This is a genomic window from Xanthomonas sp. XNM01, from assembly GCF_014851915.1.
Lineage (GTDB): Bacteria > Pseudomonadota > Gammaproteobacteria > Xanthomonadales > Xanthomonadaceae > Pseudoxanthomonas.
Map to the genome: position 1 here is coordinate 22,005 of NZ_JACVAP010000004.1, position 17,352 is coordinate 39,356.

The 17,352-nt window shown below is 68.2% G+C and carries 14 protein-coding genes; 6 read left to right on the forward strand and 8 right to left on the reverse strand.

Annotation, left to right across the window (positions count from 1 at the left end; genetic code table 11):
• Positions 1-85 precede the first annotated feature (85 nt).
• Positions 86-1,078 carry a GGDEF domain-containing protein gene (locus IB242_RS14265; protein ID WP_192280699.1) on the forward strand — a complete coding sequence of 331 codons (993 nt, stop codon included), beginning with the start codon at positions 86-88 and terminating at the stop codon, positions 1,076-1,078.
• Between the two features lie 16 nt (positions 1,079-1,094).
• Positions 1,095-3,608, forward strand: a complete 2,514-nt coding sequence (locus IB242_RS14270) for a putative peptide modification system cyclase (RefSeq protein WP_192280702.1) — start codon at positions 1,095-1,097, stop codon at positions 3,606-3,608.
• 39 nt (positions 3,609-3,647) lie between these two features.
• Here IB242_RS14270 and IB242_RS14275 read toward each other — a convergent pair whose 3' ends face one another.
• The gene (locus IB242_RS14275) at positions 3,648-3,935 is read right to left on the reverse strand and encodes an NHLP-related RiPP peptide (RefSeq protein WP_255523467.1); all 288 of its coding nucleotides are present in this window, start codon (positions 3,933-3,935) and stop codon (positions 3,648-3,650) included.
• Positions 3,936-4,052: 117 nt separating this feature from the next.
• Between IB242_RS14275 and IB242_RS14280 the strand changes: the two genes are divergently transcribed.
• Positions 4,053-5,246: a putative peptide maturation dehydrogenase gene (locus tag IB242_RS14280; RefSeq protein ID WP_192280707.1), complete on the forward strand. Its 1,194-nt coding sequence runs from the start codon at positions 4,053-4,055 to the stop codon at positions 5,244-5,246.
• A 128-nt stretch (positions 5,247-5,374) separates the two neighbouring features.
• Here IB242_RS14280 and IB242_RS14285 read toward each other — a convergent pair whose 3' ends face one another.
• From IB242_RS14285 to IB242_RS14295, 3 genes are all read right to left on the reverse strand, one after another.
• Positions 5,375-7,456 (reverse strand): S9 family peptidase, encoded by a 2,082-nt coding sequence (locus IB242_RS14285; protein ID WP_192280710.1) that lies wholly within the window; start codon positions 7,454-7,456, stop codon positions 5,375-5,377.
• 852 nt (positions 7,457-8,308) lie between these two features.
• Positions 8,309-9,814 (reverse strand): YifB family Mg chelatase-like AAA ATPase, encoded by a 1,506-nt coding sequence (locus IB242_RS14290; protein WP_192280713.1) that lies wholly within the window; start codon positions 9,812-9,814, stop codon positions 8,309-8,311.
• A 10-nt stretch (positions 9,815-9,824) separates the two neighbouring features.
• Positions 9,825-10,091 carry an accessory factor UbiK family protein gene (locus tag IB242_RS14295; protein ID WP_192280716.1) on the reverse strand — a complete coding sequence of 89 codons (267 nt, stop codon included), beginning with the start codon at positions 10,089-10,091 and terminating at the stop codon, positions 9,825-9,827.
• A gap of 199 nt (positions 10,092-10,290) precedes the next feature.
• On the opposite strand from IB242_RS14295, the gene IB242_RS14300 reads away from it, so the two are divergent.
• A complete protein-coding gene (locus IB242_RS14300) occupies positions 10,291-10,629 on the forward strand; it encodes a P-II family nitrogen regulator (RefSeq protein WP_192280719.1) in 339 nt (112 codons plus the stop codon).
• Between the two features lie 262 nt (positions 10,630-10,891).
• Here the strand turns inward: IB242_RS14300 and IB242_RS14305 are convergent, their stop codons facing one another.
• Positions 10,892-11,557, reverse strand: a complete 666-nt coding sequence (locus IB242_RS14305; RefSeq protein WP_192280722.1) for a phosphotransferase — start codon at positions 11,555-11,557, stop codon at positions 10,892-10,894.
• Between the two features lie 196 nt (positions 11,558-11,753).
• Complete coding sequence (gene speE, locus IB242_RS14310) at positions 11,754-12,605, reverse strand: polyamine aminopropyltransferase (protein WP_192280725.1); 852 nt, start codon at positions 12,603-12,605, stop codon at positions 11,754-11,756.
• 423 nt (positions 12,606-13,028) lie between these two features.
• Between speE and speA the strand changes: the two genes are divergently transcribed.
• The gene (gene speA, locus IB242_RS14315) at positions 13,029-14,918 is read left to right on the forward strand and encodes an arginine decarboxylase (protein WP_192280728.1); all 1,890 of its coding nucleotides are present in this window, start codon (positions 13,029-13,031) and stop codon (positions 14,916-14,918) included.
• A gap of 269 nt (positions 14,919-15,187) precedes the next feature.
• Entirely contained in the window at positions 15,188-15,799 is a 612-nt protein-coding gene (locus tag IB242_RS14320; protein WP_343237152.1) for a MarC family NAAT transporter, read from the forward strand.
• Positions 15,800-15,868: 69 nt separating this feature from the next.
• On the opposite strand, the gene IB242_RS14325 is transcribed toward IB242_RS14320, so the two are convergent.
• Both IB242_RS14325 and IB242_RS14330 read right to left on the reverse strand, forming a co-directional pair.
• Entirely contained in the window at positions 15,869-16,624 is a 756-nt protein-coding gene (locus tag IB242_RS14325; RefSeq protein ID WP_192280731.1) for an SDR family NAD(P)-dependent oxidoreductase, read from the reverse strand.
• A gap of 39 nt (positions 16,625-16,663) precedes the next feature.
• Complete coding sequence (locus IB242_RS14330) at positions 16,664-17,341, reverse strand: hypothetical protein (RefSeq protein WP_192280734.1); 678 nt, start codon at positions 17,339-17,341, stop codon at positions 16,664-16,666.
• Between the last annotated feature and the right edge of the window lie 11 nt (positions 17,342-17,352).

The window sequence follows — 17,352 nt, forward strand, 5'->3', positions numbered from 1 at the left end:
TCAACCCGGGGGGGCGGGCGAGGGAGTCGCGCGAATGGCGAGCGGGACAGCCACGGTCCCGGCCGCAAGGCCGGACACGGAAAGGATGGCGACAGCCCACCCGGGAGGCAGCGCCGTGCTCGCTGCCGACGAGTTCATCCTGTTCCAGGCCGTGGCCCGGGCCAGGCCCGTCGCGGCCGGCGAGCGCATCTTCCGCCGCGGCGATCCCGGCGAGCATCTGTATGTGGTCGCCAGCGGCCAGGTGGAGCTGGACTTCGGCAGCGACCTGGCGCTCAAGCTGCTCGGCCCACATGAATTCTTCGGCGAACTGGGCCTGCTGATCGGCGAGCACACACGCACCGCCGACGCCATCGCCCAGGGCGACGGGCTGCTGCTGGAACTGGGCGCCACCGAGTTCCAGGCCCTGGTCGACCGCGACCCGGCGCTGGTCGCCCAGTTCCTGCGCCGCGCGATCGCGCGCGTGGTCCTGAACGAGCAGGCGCTGATCCGCCAGCTGCGCCGCCGCAACCAGGACCTGGAAGCCGCGCTCGACAACCTCTACGCCACCACCCACCAGCTCAGCCAGACCGAAGAGTTGATCCGTACCGACGAGCTGACCGGCCTGTACAACCGGCGCGGCCTGACCCTGCACCTGCAGGAAGTGCGCAATGCCGCACGCGGGCGCGGCCTCGGGTTGCTGCTGGTCGACTGCGACCGCTTCAAGCAGGTCAACGACGATCACGGCCATCTGGTCGGCGACCGCGTGCTGCAGAACATCGCCAACATCCTGCGCTCGGTCAGCGCCAGTGGCGATCTCGCGTGCCGCCTGGGCGGCGACGAGTTCTGCCTGCTGGTCGAGGCCGACAGCCGCGAGGATGTGATGCGCTTCGCCGACTTCATCGTCGCCAGCACCCGCAACCTGCTGGCGATGCAGCAGGTGCGCCCGACGATCTGCCCGGTCAGCGTCGGCGCCTGTCTGATCGACCCCAACCGCGACTGGAACGAGTGGTATGCCCGGGCCGACGCGGCCCTGTACGAGGCCAAGCGCCTCGGCGGCAACCGCGCGTTCTGGGTCGACACCACGCCTACGCCGTTCTGACCCAGGAACCCACCGGATGGATGCCGCCGCTCCGGATCACACCCACGACGCCCCCCAGCTGCGCACGCTGCTGCTGACCGACCTGTGCGATTCGACCGCCCTGGTCGAGCGCCTGGGCGACACCGCGGCCGCCGCGCTGTTCCGCGACCACGACCGCCTGGTGCTGGAACTGCAGCAGCGCTGGCGCGGGCGCCTGATCGACCGTTCCGACGGCCTGCTGCTGCTGTTCGAACGCCCGATCGATGGCCTCGGCTTCGCGCTGGACTACCGGCGCGGACTGGAGGACCTGGGCAAGGCGCACGATGCCGGCCAGCTGCGCGCGCGTGCCGGCCTGCATGTCGGCGAAGTGCTGATCTGGCGCAACAGCGACGAGGCCGTGGACGTCGGCGCCAAGCAGGTCGAGGTCGAAGGCCTGGCCAAGCCCTTCGCCGCACGTCTGATGCAGCTGGCGCTTCCCGGCCAGATCCTGCTGTCGGCGGTGGCCGAACCGCTGGTGCGCCGCGCCGTGCGCGAACTGGGCGAGCGCGCCGACACGCTGAAATGGCGCTCCTACGGTCGCTGGCGCTTCAAGGGCGTGCCGACCCCGTTCGAGATCCATGAGGTCGGCGAAGCCGGGCTCGCCCCGCTGCGCACCCCGCGCAGCGATGCCAAGGCCTGGCGCGACGTGCCGCTGTGGCGTCGCCCGATCGCCCTGGTCGCCGAAGTGGCCGCGGTCGCGGTGCTCGGCGCGGGCATCTGGCTGGCGACGCGCGTTGAGCCAGCGCTGGCGTTCAACGAGCGCGACTGGGTAGTGGTGGGGGATCTGCGCAATTTGACCGGGCAGACCGTGTTGGATGATTCGCTGGAGCAGGCGTTCCGGATCAGCTTGGAGCAGTCGCGCTACGTCAATGTGCTGAGTGATCTCAAGGTCCAAGATGCGTTGGTCCAGATGAGGTTGGATCCAGCTCAAACAGCTATAGATCGCGCGGTTGCCTCGCAGATTGCAATCAAGGAAGGCGCGAGAGCAGTAGTTCTACCCACCGTTTCAGAAGTCGACAGCCGTGTGCGCTTTTCAGTCGAGGTCGTCGACCCTGCTACGCAGACTACCGTGTACTCAGAACATGCCAGCGGGAAAGGATTGGAATCGGTCCTTGCTTCTATCGATAACGTCGCCGGCGCCCTCCGCGGAAGGCTTGGTGAGGCCCTAGCTGCGATCAGCGCTACTTCGGCGCCGCTCCCTCAGGCTACGACAGCTGATCTGGATGCGCTTCGCGCTTATGCCCTCGCTGAGTCCGCAGTGGTCCAGGGGCGGTTTCGTGAGGCCCAAGACCTCTATGAAACGGCTATTCGGATTGATCCCGTGTTTGCAAGAGCTCACCTCGGTCTCGCAACACTTGCTTGGGCTTCAAGTAATCATCAGGTCGCGCGAAACCATGTGGTCGATGCAGTGCGCCTTCGGGAGAACCTGAGTCCACGCGACCAGCTGAGCATAGACGCTTGGGAGAAAGAAGTTTCCCCGGATGGGAACTCGCTTTCACGCTGGTTGACGATGGCCAGAATGTATCCCGACCACTTTGGTGCGCACTCCAATGCGTCTTGGTATCTCCTAATGGAGAACCGATTTGACGAGTCCATGCAGCATGCGCTGTCTGCTTCAACGGCTTGGGCGCCGAAGCGGGCGTACTCACTCGTGCATGCTGCGCGCGTCCACATTGCACAAGGTCGTGCCGAGGAGGCAATTCGACTGCTCGATCAGGCAGATGCTGCAGGTCGCGCCTCGTCTTCGGGGGCGCGCGCAGAAGCACTCTGGCTTCTTGGACGTACTGATGATGCCAAGGCGATCTTAAGCCAGGTCAAGTCCGACCCTGCACCGGTAATGTGGATGCTCGCACAGCGCGCACTTGTGTCTGCAGCACTTGCGGAATCCGATCACATTGCAGCGGCCCGCATCTCCGAACGGGTTCGTGATAGAGCGCTCACGATGCCTGATCCTTTCAGTCGCCACTTTCGCTTGACTCATGCCTTGGTGCGCTCCGCAATCGGAGATCCCTTGTCTGAGGCGGAGGTGGTAACGCTCGAGAAGGAGTTCCGCTTGGCCTTGAATGATGTTGATATGCCGGCCCGCTATGAAGAGGTTTTCCGCTACGCTACCTTGCTGTACGTGGCCCAACGTGACGGGCATCTAGCACTATCTTCTACCGGGCTGCAGTGGCTAGAGCCAGAGGCCGAGCGCATGCAGAATCGCTTGGTGAGCAAGATCTCAGTGCTGGTTCGAGCGAACCAGATGCACCTTGAAGGAAAGAACGATGAGGCGGTTGCTCTTCTCCGGCCTGAGTTGGATGGATCAGAGTTGGTGCAAGCCCGTGTTCTGATGGTGAGATTGGCAAGAGCCAATGGCGATTCGGCGATGCTTGACGAGCAGGTTGAGTGGTTAACCTCGCATCGTGGGCAGGCTTGGGCTGAGGTCGCGGTGGGACAGCTTCTACAGCCTCTGAATGTGGCTGACAGTACGGCTATTTCGGGTGAAGAGCGAGCTGTGGCTTTTCAGTAATGCATGCGCCCATTACTCATGGGCGCATGCTGGGCGTTCTCATTCGCCGCCGAGCGATGATTCGATCTTTCCGGCCTCGAAGTTGAAGATTACAGTCATTGCCATCGCACAGTGATCGGTCAGATGTGCATGGAGCGCATCACGCGCAGCTGCAATCTCCTCCTTTGGAGCCAGCACCGTAGTCTGCGCGCACAGCAGCGGGTCCTGCGCATCCGCATCGTGGCCAATGTCAGCCAGTGCGGCACGCGGATCGCTGGCGAACAACGTACGGAACTCGTCGTCGTTCGAGAGCTTGTGCAGCAGTGTATCGGCGACGGACGGATCCATCGGTGTTCCTGCCGTGCTACCGGTCATCTTTCATTCCCCTGTCGTGTTGGCCGCACGGGACTGTGCGGTCTGGCATCCTCATACTGACGCTCACTGTTTTCAAGGGGGAGACATCACGTGAAGGTGCGTCGTTGCGTCCAGCTCTTTCTCGAGCCCAGGGAAGTCGTCGAGTTCGATCTCGCTGGGTTGTTCAGCGGTGGGGCGGGCGCCCGCCATCGTCTGGAGTGGGTCGCGCATGCGCCACACCTTGATGCACCCGTGGTGCTGGATGACGACATGCGCATCCATCTGGGAACCCTGTCGCCGGAACGTTGGGTTGCCGTCGATGCGCTGGCAGACTGGCCCGACGGCGTACTCGCCCGGTTGTTGGAGCACGGGCTGGTGCTGGCGGACAGCGGAAGCGCGTATGTCTTCGTCGAGGCGGATGCGAAAGTCCGTGCGGGACACTGGTGGGGACCTGCCGCGATGGTTCACCGCGCAGCGCGCTGGCGTGGTCAGGATGCTGCTGCCGCAACGGAGGCGGCCGGCCTGTCGAATGCCGAGGGCTTGAGAAGCAAGCTGGGGGCGCCGCCTCCGGCTGTGCGCGAGCGCTGTACCGCGGAGCAGCGTCACGCACTGCCGTTGCCTGCGACGGACGGCGCGTTCGACGTCCTGCTGCAGCGGCGGACGACGTGCCGCAACTTCGACCCTGAGCGGATGGTATCGGGTGAGATGTTCGCGGCGATGATGCATCGCGTTTTCGCGGCGCAGGCCTCCTGGCAGATGGATGGAGACACCGTGTTCCTGAAGAAGGGCAGTCCGTCGGGTGGTGGGCTGCATCCGACCGAGGCCTATGTGATCGTGCAGCGGGTCGAGGGCACGGCGCCTGGGCTGTATCACTACCATCCACTGGAGCACGCGCTTGAGCCGTTGGATCCGCCAGCGATGGCGCTGGCCGACCTGGCGCGGCTGGTCGTGGCCGGCCAGTACTGGTTCGCGGATGCGCCCGTGATCGTGGTCATGGCGGCCCGCTTCGAGCGTTGTTTCTGGAAGTACCGCAAGCATGCGAAGGCCTATCGGGCGATCACGATGGACGCTGGTCATCTGTCGCAGACGCTTTATCTGAGTGCCACCGAACTGGGCCTTGGTGCGTTCGTGACGTGTGCGGTCAACGAGATCGACATCGAGCAGGCGTTCGGTCTCGATCCGATGACCGAAGGGGTCATGGCTGTTTCCGGATTCGGCTGGCGCGCCGACACGATGGAGACTGCCGAATTCGATCCGCAGTGCAGGACCTGGCGTGCAGCGGCATCGGCGCCAGCGGCGGGGTGAGCGTCTGATTCGCTGGCCGCTCTTACTCGTTGCGTTGCCACGTGGCTGGTGGCGTGGCGGATGCAGTACTGGAGCGGGATTGCGTCACGTCCGGAGTGCCGGTGATCGCCAGCACTCCGGGGCGCGGCTTACTTCCTCACATCCTGCGTATGCGACTGCAGCGCCTCGGCCAGGCCGGGCACCTTGTCGGCGCCGGTCGGCACGGTGATGCTGGAGCCGGTCAGTTCGCTGCCGATCGGTTCGACGCGGCCGCCCAGGCATTCGCCGAGGAAGCCTTCGGCCACGGCGTTGAACGCCTTGCTGTTTTCCGGGCGGTGGAAGCCGTGGCCTTCGTCGGGGAACAGCACGTAGGTGACCGGGATGTTCTTGGCGGTCATCGCGTTGACGATCTGGTCGCTCTCGTCCTGTTTCACGCGCGGGTCGTTGGCGCCCTGGCCGATCAGCAGCGGCTTGCTGATCGCGTCGACGCGGCTCAGCGGCGAACGTTCGGTCAGCCAGGCCTTGCCTTCCTCGGTGCGCGGGTCGCCCATGCGCCGCGCCAGCTGTTCGAAGAAGCTGGCCCAGTACGGCGGCACGGTGGCCAGCAGCGTGTTGAGGTTGGACGGGCCGACGATGTCGACGCCGCAGGCGAAGGTGTCCGGGGTGAAGGTCAGGCCGACCAGCGTGGCGTAGCCGCCGTAGCTGCCGCCCATGATCGCGACCTTGTCCTGGGTGGTGATGCCTTCGCCGACCGCCCACTGCACGGCGTCGATCAGGTCGTCGTGCATTTTCGCCGCCCACTCGCCGTCGCCGGCGTTGGTGAACGCCTTGCCGAAGCCGGTGGAGCCGCGGAAGTTGACCGACAGCACCGCGTAGCCGCGGTTGGCCAGCCACTGGTTGTTGCTGCGGAAGCCGTAGGCGTCGCGCGCCCACGGGCCGCCGTGGACCAGCAGCACCAGCGGCACCGGTGCGTCGGCCTTGCCGTCGTTGTCGGCATCGGCGCCCGCGGGCAGGGTGAGGTAGCTGACCAGGGTGAGGCCGTCGCGCGACTTGATCTCCTGCGGCCACATCGGCACCAGCGGCTTGCCGTCCAGCGCCGGGCGGCCGGAGAACAGCCGGGTCAGTTTGCCCTCCGCTCCTTCGGCGCGGTCGTAGCGGTAATAGACCACCGGCGATTCGGCGGCCGAGTAGGTGACGATCCAGGTGCGGTCGTCCAGGGTGCGTGCGTTGATCCCGACTTCGCCTGGGCCGATCGCCTCCAGCGTCTTCAGGTCGGCGCTGATGCTGTCGCCCAGCGGCTTCCATTCCTCGCGCAGGTAGTTCACCGACACCGCCTGCAGCTGGCCGGTGCGCGGGTCGGACAGGCCGCCGCCGATGTCGGCGCGTGCGTCCTCGGCCAGCAGGCGGCGTTCGCCGCTGGCGGTGTCGATCGCGTAGACGGCCGAGGTGTCGCGGTTGCGCGAATCGGCCAGGTACAGCGTGGCGCCGTCCTGGGTCAGGCCCAGGGTGCTGGTGGTCATCACGTCCTCGAACGGGATGTCGTCCGACTTTTCCCAGCCGTTGCCGGCGCGCTTGAGGATGTCCATGCCGCCATCGGGACGCGAGCGGCTGGCATAGCGCAGCGTGTAGTCGCCGTCGGTGATGTAGCCGCCGATCTCGTGGGTGTTCTTCTCGACCAGGGTGCGCTGACCGCTGGCCAGGTCGACGGTGTACAGGTCGTGCCACTTCGGGTCGCGGTCGTTCATGCCGACCAGGATCGTGTCCGGATGCTGGTGGCTGACGCCGCTGACCATCGCGGTGGTCTTCGGGAACGGGGTCAGATCGCGGCTCTGGCCGCTGGCCAGGTCCACCGAGAACAGGTGGAAGTCCTCGTCGCCGCCGGTGTCGCGCAGATACAGCAGCGTGTCGGTGCGGTAGGACCAGAAGTAGTTGCGGATGCCGCGCGCCTTGTCGTCGGTGACCGCGCGGCCGGCGGACGGATCGTCGACCGGTGCGACCCAGACGTTCATCACCCCGTCGACCGGCGCGATCCAGCTCAGGTGTCTGCCATCCGGGCTGATCTGCACGCCGGCGCGTTCGGGGTTGCCGAACAGCGCATCGCGCGGAATCAGCTCGACCTCCTTCGGTGGTGCGGGCGTGGCCGCGGTGGTGGTGCCGGCGTCGTCCTTGCCGCCGCCACAGGCGGACAGGGCAAGCGCGAGGCTGGTGGCGAGCAGCAGTGGGCGGTGCATGGGGTCGCTCCTTCGATGCCGGAATGGCAGGTGGCCCACGCTACCGGGAAAGCTCGCCGGCAATCGTTCGAAAGCCGTTAAAGCGGGACGTGACTGATGGGGGATGGCGGCGGGTGCGCGCACGCTGGCCGGGCGGGGATGCCTGCCTGGTTCAGCGTGCAGGTCCGGTGTCGGGCATGCCGGATCGGCGCCGATGCGGCGAGTGCTCAGGTTCGCGTGGTGGAGGGATGCGGAGAACCCGTGCGTATCCCTGTAGGCGGCAGCCTGTGCATCGTTGTCGCAGCGTTTGATTGCAGGACTCGCGGTCGCGGCGAGGCCACTTCTGCCGAAGCCGTCTCGCTGCCAGCTTGCCGCGTTGGTGTCTTGCATCGCCTGTGATCTTGATCGGCGCATGCACGGGCGCTGCATCATGGTGATCGTCTGGACTGGGATCTTGCCCGCCTGTTCGACACGCCGTCTGCGTCGATGGCCGTGCCGCCCGTGATCGGCTTCGGCGGTTCAGCTGCATTGGCGAGGCAGTGATGGTGAGGGGAGTGGCCAGCCGCGAATGCGACGCAGAGGCGCACTCGACACGTCGGCGATGACGGGGAGACGTGTGGACAGGGCGTTCCGTTGTCGTTCCTCCACCGAGCGGGCGCTGGTCCACGGTGGAGCGAAGAGGCACGTCGACCCACACGAGCATCATGGTGCTGCGGCCCCCGGCCATCACTGGCAGGGACCTCGCTGGCGAGCACCGGCTGGTCGGTGCGGCAACGGTCGTCGGATCGCCCGTGGCGATGAACCCGACGCAGACATGGCGAGGCGACGGCACCCGACGAGGCGCTTGGGCATCTGCGCGACCCTGCGCGCGGATCAGCCCTGCACGGCGTCCTGCGCGCGATAGCCGAGCGCTTCGGTCAGGTGCGCGGTGGCGATGCTGTCGGCGCCGGCGAGGTCGGCGATGGTGCGGGCAACCCGCAGCACGCGGTGCATGCTGCGGGCGGTCAGCCGCAGGCGTTCGCTGGCGTGTTCCAGCAGGGCCTGGTCGGCGTCGGTGAGGCGGCAGCCCTCGCCGAGTGCGGCCGCGTCGAGGCGCGCGTTCAGTCGTCCGCTGCGCGCCTGCTGACGTTCGCGTGCAGCGGCCACGCGGGCCCGGATCGGACCGCTGGCCTCGCCGCGCGGCGCGTCGGCGCGCAGCGCGGTGGGTGGCAACCGGGCAACCTGCAGGTGCAGATCGATGCGGTCCATCAGCGGGCCGGAGATGCGGGCGAGATAGCGGCGGATCGCATCGGGCGTGCAGCGGCAGCGCGCCGACGGATCGCCTGCCCAGCCGCACGGGCAGGGATTCATCGCCGCGACCAGCTGGAAGCGTGCCGGAAACTCCGCGCTGCGCCCGGCCCGGGCGATGGTGACGCAGCCCGATTCCAGCGGCTCGCGCAGCGTCTCCAGCGAGCGGCGGTCCCATTCGGGAAGCTCGTCGAGAAACAGGACGCCGTTATGGGCGAGGGAAATCTCGCCGGGTCGTGGAGGGCTGCCGCCGCCCGCCAGCGCCACGGCACTGGCGCCATGATGCGGGGCACGCCATGGCCGCTGCTTCCAGCGTGCCGGTTCCAGTCCGCGCCCGCTGATGGACAGCACCGCGGCGGTTTCCAGCGCTTCGGCCTCGCTGGCATCGGGCAGCAGGCCGGGCAGGCGCGAGGCCAGCAGCGTCTTGCCACAGCCCGGTGGGCCGCTGAGCAGCAGATGATGGCCACCGGCTGCTGCGATCTCCAGGGCGCGCCTGGCCTGGGCCTGACCACGCACATCGGCCATGTCGGGCAGTGGCAGCGGGCCGGCGTCGGCATCCGCCTCGGCCCGGGGCAGGACGGTCTGGCCGCCGAGCCCGGCGCAGGTTTCCAGCAGCGTGCGCGCGACGTAGGTGTCGGCATCGCGGACCAGGGCGGCCTCGTTGCCGCTGGCGGCCGGGACCACCAGCCGGCGGCCGTCGCGCGTGGCGGCCAGCACCGCAGGCAGGATGCCGTCGACCGCGCGCAGCTCGCCGGTCAGGCCGAGTTCGCCGAGGAACTCGCAGCCGGCCAGCGCATCACGGTCGATCTGGCCGCTGGCGGCCAGGATGCCCAGCGCGATCGGCAGGTCGAAGCGGCCGCCGTCCTTGGGCAGGTCGGCAGGCGCCAGGTTGATGGTGATCCGCCGCTGCGGATACTCGAACTGCGCGCAGAGGATGGCGGCGCGCACGCGGTCGCGCGATTCGCGCACCGCCGCTTCGGGCAGGCCGACGATATGGGTGGAGGGCAGGCCCCCGGACAGGTGGACCTCGACCTGGACGGCCGGGGCGACGACCCCGGCGCGGGCGCGGCTGTGGACCAGTGCCAGGCCCACGTGCGCCGGCTCAGTGCGGGGTGGGGCCTGGCTGCTCGAGACGCGCCTCGAGCACCTGCACGCTGCGCTCCAGCGCGTCGAGCTTCTCGCGGGTGCGCAGCAGCACGGCGCGCTGCACGTCGAACTCCTCGCGGGTCACCAGATCCAGCCGCGACAGGCCCGACTGCAGCGCCTGCCGGAAGCTGGCCTGCAGTTCGTCGCGGGAGTCGCGCAGGCCCGGCGGCAGCAGGTCGCTGAGGCGGCGGGCGAGGTCGTCAATCTGGTTGAGGTCGATCATCGGAAATCCTCCGGCAAGGGGTGCAGCCTGCGCCGGTCGGGTCGGCGCTGGCATCGGCGTGCGGCGCGGCCGGGTGTCGGGAAAGTCCGACGACATGGGGCCCGCGCATTGAACAGGACCGACCACGGCGAGGCAAGCGCGGCGCGGTATCCTGTGCGTCCCGCAACATGCAGTGCCAGCACTACCAGGAGACCGCCGGATGAAGATGATCATGGCCGTGATCAAGCCGTTCAAGCTCGACGACGTGCGCGAGGCACTGGCCGAGCACGGGGTCACCGGCATCACCGTGACCGAGGTCAAGGGCTTCGGCCGGCAGAAGGGCCATACCGAGCTCTATCGCGGCGCCGAGTACGTGGTCGACTTCCTGCCCAAGGTCAAGCTGGAGATCGCGGTCACCGACGACCAGGTCGAGCCGGTGGTGGAAACCATCGTGCGTGCAGCCGGTACCGGCAAGATCGGCGACGGCAAGGTCTTCGTCTACGACCTGGGTACCGTGGTGCGGATCCGCACCGGCGAGCTGGATGGCGACGCGCTGTAAGCGCGCCGCATAGCCTCGGAACGGAGCGATTGCCGCTTCGGCGGGCCATGCCGCGGAGAAGCCGCTGGTCGCGTCAGCGGCGCCTCGCCAGGCCGTGCCCGTCCAGTGACCACGCGTGCAGCGTGCGCGTCATCGCATGACGACGTCGCTGGTCTGCGACACGCACGGCGGTAGGAAGCGTGGTCTTGATGCGCAGGGCATCTTCAGGCGACTGCGCAGCGGATTGCTTCCGCAGAGCCGTGCGACGCGGCCGGGCCCCGACTCAATGACGCCCGCGCAGCGCACCGTAGAAGCGCTTCCAGCCGAGCCGGATCGCGGTGACCCAGCCCGGATCGGCGACCGCCGCCGCGCGCAGCTGGCCGGGCGCGCGGCCGGTCAGGCGCTGCTCGATCTTCAACGCGTTGGCCAGGTCGCTGCGGCGCAGCTCGCGCAGCACCGGTGCGTTGCGCAGCCAGCGCGGCAGGTGCAGCGCGGCGGTGAAGTCGAGCAGGACCAGACGCTGGCCGTCGACCATCACGTTGGCCGGATGCAGGTCGTTGTGGGTGAAGCCGGCCGCATGCAGGCCGGCGACCGCGCCGCGCAGGCGGCGGAAGGTCTCGTCGTCGACCTGGCCTTCGCTGCCGAGCAGCTGGCCGGGCACGAACTCCATCGCCAGGGTCAGGCCACCGACGATCCCCAGCAGCATCGGCGCATGCGCCCAGCCGCGCAGCCGGCGCAGGGCGCGGGCTTCGCGCCGCACCAGCAGCCGCGCGAACGGTGCCAGCCAGGTGCGCCGATACCGGCCGTAGTCCTTGAAGACCGCCGGCTGGTCGTCGATACAGGTCAGGTAGACGTCCGGCTCGAGCAGGCGCTCGCCACGCTTGAGCACACGGCTGGTCTGGGGGATGCCTGCGAGCAGGCCGACGGTGGAGATCGGAAGCGTATTCATTCGGGCGGTGGTGCCCGTCGCGGCGGCTGCGGCGACGGGCGGACTGCGACAACGGTGCACAGGCTAAGGATTGCCTGGCACCGGGTCGACGCCACCGGAGGCGCTGGTCTGTTCCGTTTTTAACGGAAAACTAGCGATTTCAACGGCTTCCGCGATCCTGGATGGCCGCGGAAACCGAATTTCAGTACGCCGCGGTTCAGATTTCGCCGAGCGCTTCGGCCACGAACGGCGGCGCGACCAGCACGCCCTGGTGCAGGTGCGCGTTGTAGTACTTCGTCGGGAAGCCCTTGGCGGCGGCATCGGCCTGGCGGAAATCGAAGCCCTGGCCCTTGCGCGCCAGGGTCACGCTCCACCAGCCGGTCGGATAGCACGGCTGCGGGAACGGCAGGGTCTTGAAGGTGCTGAAGCCGGCCTTGCCCATCTCGTCGCGCATCGACTTGATCAGCTCCAGCTGCGCCAGCGGCGACTCGGACTGCTGGACCAGGATGCCGTCGTCCTTCAGCGCGCGGAAGCAGCTCTCGTAGAAGGCCTTGTTGAACAGGCCCTCGGCCGGGCCGACCGGGTCGGTGGAATCGACGATGACCACGTCGACGCTGCCCGGCGCGCAGTTGGCCATGTAGGCGATGCCGTCGTCGAACAGCAGCTCGGCGCGCGCGTCGCCGTTGGCGTCGCACAGTTCCGGGAAGTGCTTTTCGGCCATCCGCGTGACCTGCTCGTCGATGTCGCACTGGGTGGCGCTCTCCACGCCCGGATGCTTGAGCACCTCGCGCAGGCTGCCGCAGTCGCCGCCGCCGATGATGACCACGCGCTTCGGCGCCGGATGGGTGAACAGCACCGGGTGGCTGATCATCTCGTGGTACAGGAAGTTGTCGCGGCTGGTCAGCATCACCGCGCCGTCGATCAGCATCAGCTTGCCCCAGTCGGTGGTCTGGTAGATCTCGATCTTCTGGAACGGCGACTGCACCTCGTCCAGCTTGGCGCTGACGCGGTAGCCGATGGCCGAGCCGGTCTGCTCGAAATGCTCGATGTACCAGTTGTCCTGGGTCATGGAAGAGTCCTTGGTTCGGAGGGTTGCGCCCGGGAATCGGAGCGGTGGCCCTGGAGAGGGAGTGGCCGGACGGCGCGGGCGCGGATTGTACCGGAAGCCCCGTGACACGCCGGCGCTCGCGGTCGGCAGGATGGGCGCTCGGCCGGTGCGCGGGAACGGTGGCGTCGGCGAGGCCATCGCGACCACCGTCGGCCCTGTCCCGCAGTGCAGAGAAGACGTTCAGCGACGCCACGGTCCTGCCTCACCTCGCCGCGCGCCTGCAGGGCCCGGGAACGTACGCCGTGCTCGGCAGCGACGCCGACCGCGCGCTGGTCCGCCGCATCCGCGCCACCGCCGGCGCGCCGTTCCACCGGCGTCCGTAACCTTCCGTCGGCGACGGGGGCGTTAGAATGCACGCCCTTTTTGATCAGCCGAGCCCGCGCAATGAGCGAGTGGTCCCCCGACCAGGCCCGCAGGACCTATTCGATCCGGCACTGGGCCGACGGGTATTTCGACGTGGACGGCGCCGGCCGGGTCATCGTGCGCCCGACCGGCGAGGCGGGTCCGGCGATCGCATTGCCCGAGGTGGTCGATGCCGCCCGCGCCAATGGCGCGCGGCTGCCGATGCTGGTGCGCTTCCCGGACATCCTCGGCCAGCGCCTGGGCAAGCTGCAGAGCGCCTTCGCCCAGGCCCAGCAGGACTGGGACTACGCGGGCGGCTACACCGCCGTGTACCCGATCAAGGTCAACCAGCACCGCGGCGTGGCCGGCACCCTGGCCAGCCACCACGGCGAGGGCTTCGGCCTGGAAGCGGGCAGCAAGCCCGAGCTGATGGCGGTGCTGGCGCTGAGCCGGCCGGGCGGGCTGATCGTCTGCAACGGTTACAAGGACCGCGAATACATCCGCCTGGCGCTGATCGGGCGCAAGCTCGGCCTGCAGACCTTCATCGTCATCGAGAAGCCGTCCGAGCTGAAGCTGGTGCTGGAGGAATCCAGGGCGCTGGACGTGAAGCCCGGCCTGGGCGTGCGCATGCGCCTGGCTTCGCTGGGCGCCGGCAAGTGGCAGAACAGCGGTGGCGACAAAGCCAAGTTCGGGCTGTCGCCGCGCCAGGTGCTGGACCTGTGGAAGTCGCTGCGCGACACCGAGTACGCCGACACGCTGAACCTGCTGCACTTCCACATGGGCTCGCAGATCTCCAACGTGCGCGACATCGCCAACGGCATGCGCGAGGCGACCCGCTACTTCGTCGAGCTGTCCAAGCTGGGCGCGAAGATCAGCCATGTCGACGTCGGCGGCGGCCTGGGCATCGACTACGAAGGCACGCGCTCGCGCAGCTACTACTCGATCAACTACGGCCTGCACGCCTACGCCAGCAACATCGTGCAGCCGTTGGCCGAGGCCTGCGAGCAGCACGGCCTCGCGCAGCCGCGCGTGGTCACCGAGTGCGGCCGCGCGATGACCGCGCACCATGCGGTGCTGATCGCCAACGTGGCCGAGGTCGAGCAGGCGCCGGAAGGCCGCGTGCCTGACGAGCACGACGACGAGCCCACCGTGGTCCGCCATCTGCGCGACATCCACGCCGAACTGGACGTGCGCCCGGCGGTGGAGCTGTTCCACGAGGCCCAGCACTTCCACGCCGAAGGCCTGGCCGCGTACGCGCTGGGCCAGATCGACCTGACCCACCGCGCGCGCATCGACGACCTGTTCTACGCGATCGCCCATGGCGTGCGCGCGCGCCTGAGCCACGAGGAAAAGAGCCACCGGCCGGTGCTGGACGAGCTCAACGACCGTCTGGTCGACAAGTACTTCGTCAACTTCAGCGTATTCGAATCCATCCCCGATGTGTGGGCGATCGACCAGGTGTTCCCGATCGTGCCGATCGAGCGGCTGGACGAGCGTCCCGACCGTCGCGGCATCATCGCCGACATGACCTGCGACTCCGACGGCATGGTCGATACCTATGTCGAGAACGAGAGCCTGGATTCGTCGCTGCCGCTGCACGAGCTGCGCCCGGGCGAGAGCTACCGGATCGGCTTCTTCCTGGTCGGTGCGTACCAGGAAATCCTCGGCGACATCCACAACCTGTTCGGCGACACCGACGCGGTCGAGGTGCTGGCCGAGGACGACGGCTACGTCATCACCCAGCAGCGCCGCGGCGACACCACCGACGTGATGCTGGACTACGTCGGCTACCGCCTGGACGACCTGCGCACCGCCTACGCCCAGCGCGTGCACGACGCGCGCCTGCCCGAGGCCGAATCGCTGCTGCTGGCCGAGGCGCTGGAAGCGGGCCTGACCGGCTACACCTACCTGTCGGACGAACCGCTGAGCTGACGCAGGCGGCCGCGGGCAGCGGCCATTGCAGGATGCGGCCGTCGCTCCGACGGCCGCGTCCTGTTCCGTTTCCTTCGCATCGGCTGCCGGTGCGTGCGGCCGTCATCGTGCACGACGCACGCGCGATCTGATCGGATGCAGGCCAGCGCGGATTGCGCGACCATGCGGGGCGCCGGCAGGTGCCGGCCTGTCTGCAGGGGATGCGGCATGCTCGAGCTGCTCAAGGCGGTGGCAACCGGCCTGGCGATGCTGCTGCCGCTGGCCAATCCGTGACCACGGTGGCGCTGCTGCTGGGGCTGTCGCGCGGCATGGATCCGGCCGAACGCAACCGTCAGGCATTCCGTGCGTCGTGCTACGTGTTCGCGATCATGCTGGTCGCGTTCTATGCCGGCCAGCTGGTGATGAACACCTTCGGCATCTCGATCGACGGCCTGCGCATCGCCGGTGGCCTGATCGTGGCCTTCATCGGCTTCCGCATGCTGTTTCCGCAGCAGAAGCTGGAGGAGACGCCGGAGGTCGAGCACCGTTCGAACGAGCTGCGCCAGCGCCGCACCGACGACATCGCCTTCATTCCGCTGGCGATGCCCAGCACCGCCGGCCCCGGCACGATCGCGCTGATCATCAGCACTGCCGCGGCGACGCAGGACGACCCGCCGTTCGCACCGTGGATCATGTGGACCGCGCCGGTGCTGACCTTCTTCCTGGCCAGCGCGCTCCTGCTGCTGTGCCTGCGCAGCGCCGGCACCATCATCCGCGTGCTCGGCCACAGCGGCGTGGAGGCGTTCTCGCGGCTGATGGGGTTCCTGCTGGTCTGCCTGGGCGTGCAGTTCGTGATCAACGGCGTGCTCGACATCGTCGCCGACCTGCGCGTGGCCGGTTGAGCCGATCCCGCATCCGGCCACCCCCGCCTGCGGTGGCGACGCTCCGGTGCCGGTGCGCCGCCCTCGTGCTCAGCGTTGCTCGCGCGCGACCTGGAACCCGGCGAACGACTGCGTCGTCGGCATGATCTCCAGCCGGTTGATGTTCAGATGCGGCGGCAGCGTGGCGACGTGGAAGATCTGCTCGGCGATGTCCTCGGCCGTCATCGGGTTGGCGCCGTGGTACAGCGTGTCCGATGCTGCCTGGTTACCGTGGGTGCGGACCAGGGTGAACTCGGTCTCGGCCATGCCCGGCTCGATCGTGGTCACGCGCACGCCGGTGCCATGCAGGTCGGTGCGCAGGTTGAGCGAGAACTGGCTGACGAAGGCCTTGGTGCCGCCATACACGTTGCCGCCCGGATACGGATACACGCCGGCGACCGAGCTGATGTTGATGATCACGCCCTTGCGCGCGATCAGGCCCGGCAGCAGCCGGTGGGTCAGCTCCACCAGCGACACGATGTTGGTGTCGATCATCGTGCGCCAGTCCGGCAGGCTGGCCTGCTGCGCGGGCGAGGTGCCCAGCGCGAGGCCGGCGTTGTTGACCAGCACGTCGACCGTGGCGAAGCCGTCGGGGAGGGCGGACAGCGCCGCGTCCATCGCCACGGTGTCGCGCACGTCGAAGGCGGCGGCATGGACCTTGTCGCTGCCGAGTTCGGTGACCAGCGCCTGCAGGCGGTCGGCGCGGCGTCCGGTGGCGACCACGCGCCAGCCGGCGGCGACGAAGCGGCGGACGGCGGCGGCACCGAAGCCGGAGGTGGCGCCGGTAACGAAGGCGGTACGGGTCATGTGCGTGCGGTCTCCTCTGTGCTGCATGCGGTGAAAGCGTCAGGGTGCGGCGTCAGACCGGCGCTGGCTGCGGCGCCAGTCCATGAGTTGTGCGTGATCGATCTCGCGCTGCGCGGTGATGCGGCCGGCGCTGATCTCCACCAGCCGATAGCGCGGATACTGCGCCGAATACCCCATGTGCCGGTCGACGCCGCGCTCGCCCAGCGGCACCACCAGGGTGCCGCTGTACCAGTCGGCCGCCACCGGCGCCGATTGCCCGGGGAAGTACAGCGACAGGTCGGCAGCGGGGGCGTCGGCATTGCAGGCGCCGTAGACCATGCGCTGCAGCCAAAGGCGGTCATCTTGCAGCGACCACCAGGCACGGTAGCCACGCCAGTTCGCGGTGCATGGGCCACGCCGGCCGATCCCGGACGCCTCGCGGAAGTGCTTCCAGTGCGCGGGCGTGTCGAGCAGCATGCCGAACGGCTCGCTGTACAGCGGCCGCTCCTGTCCATCGACCAGGATCGCATCGGGGATCTGTTCGGTCGCGCTGGCCGGTACCAGCACGGTCAGCAGCAGCGCGGCCAGCAGCAGCGAAAAGAGCCAGCCGCGGTGGCCGTGCCGGCCTCGAGCCTCCGGTGCGGCGGTGCTGCCCGCACGGCGATCGTCATCGCGGCTGCCGCCATCACGCGCGAGCAGCCTGCGCGGCGCACCTGGCGCCACGGCAGGCATGTGCATGATCCGGCTCA